This window comes from Sphingomonas endophytica (assembly GCF_001476895.1).
GTDB lineage: Bacteria > Pseudomonadota > Alphaproteobacteria > Sphingomonadales > Sphingomonadaceae > Sphingomonas > Sphingomonas endophytica_A.
Map to the genome: position 1 here is coordinate 1 of NZ_LDTB01000236.1, position 1,085 is coordinate 1,085.

The 1,085-nt window shown below is 65.6% G+C and carries 1 protein-coding gene; it reads left to right on the plus strand.

What is annotated here, in order from left to right:
* The first annotated feature begins 112 nt into the window (after nucleotides 1-112).
* A complete protein-coding gene (locus NS334_RS16935; protein ID WP_206542726.1) occupies nucleotides 113-949 on the plus strand; it encodes a sulfite exporter TauE/SafE family protein in 837 nt (278 codons plus the stop codon).
* Nucleotides 950-1,085 lie beyond the last annotated feature (136 nt).

Consider the following 1,085-nt stretch of genomic DNA (forward strand, 5'->3'; position numbering starts at 1 on the left):
AGCCGGTGCGCATCCGCGACAGGCCGGGCCTGCCGCGGATGCGCACCGGCTAGCGCACAGACGCCGATTGCACCGAGAGCAATGTGCACCGAGAGCAATATTTGGATTGCACATGCATGCGCGCGTGGCCATGTATGAGCACGACCACAACGCTCCGCACCACACCATGATCACGTCCATCATCACAGACCTGCCTGCGCCTTTCGTGCTCGCGGTGGCGCTCGCCGGCGTCTTCCTGATCGCCTTCATGAAGGGCGCGTTCGGCGGCGGCTTTGCCATCGTCGGCATCCCGCTGCTCTCGCTGGCGATGGATCCGATCGCGGCCGGCGCGCTGCTCGCGCCGCTGTTCGTCATCATGGACATCACGGCGCTGCGATTCTGGCGCCCCAATACGTGGTCGCGGGTCGACCTCGCGATGCTGCTGCCCGCGCTCGTGGTCGGCATCGGCCTCGGCTATTTCGTGCTGCGCGATCTCGACCGCCATGCCGTCGAGATCGTGATGGGCGTCGTGACGCTGGTGTTCGCCGCGCTGGGGTTCATCGGCGGCGGCGAGATCAAGCCGCGTCCGCGCTCGACCTTCAAGGCCGCGGTCGCCGGCCTGTCTTCCGGTGTCACGACGATGGTCGCGCATTCGGCCGGGCCGCCGCTTGCGATCTATATGCTGCCGCTCGGCATGTCGAAGGCGCTCTACGCCGGCACCACCAGCCTGTTCTTCACGGTCGGCAACCTCCTGAAGGCCGGTCCGTGGCTCGTGCTCGCCACGCCGTCGCGAAGCCTGTGGATGCTGATGGCGCTTTGCGGGCCGGCCGTGCCGGTAGGCGTCTGGGCCGGTTGGCGGCTGCACGAACGGCTCGACCAGCGGGCGCTGTACCGACTCTGCTACGCCATTCTCGTCATTACCGCGGCCAAGCTGCTGTGGGACGGACTGGCCGGATACATCCACCTCTGAGGTCGCCCGCTTGCCGGCAACCCGCCCTTAGCCCTGCGACGAAACACGAACGAAACAAAACCCTAATGCCACGAAACCATTTTGGCGATTTCGTGCAAACGTCCTGAAACGCCTCCCCTGTATTGGTTTCCTCAAC

Bases quoted from the DNA above. Each gene is read 5' to 3' on its own strand.
- NS334_RS16935 (WP_206542726.1), top strand. From the start codon at position 113: ATGCATGCGCGCGTGGCCATGTATGAGCACGACCACAACGCTCCGCAC.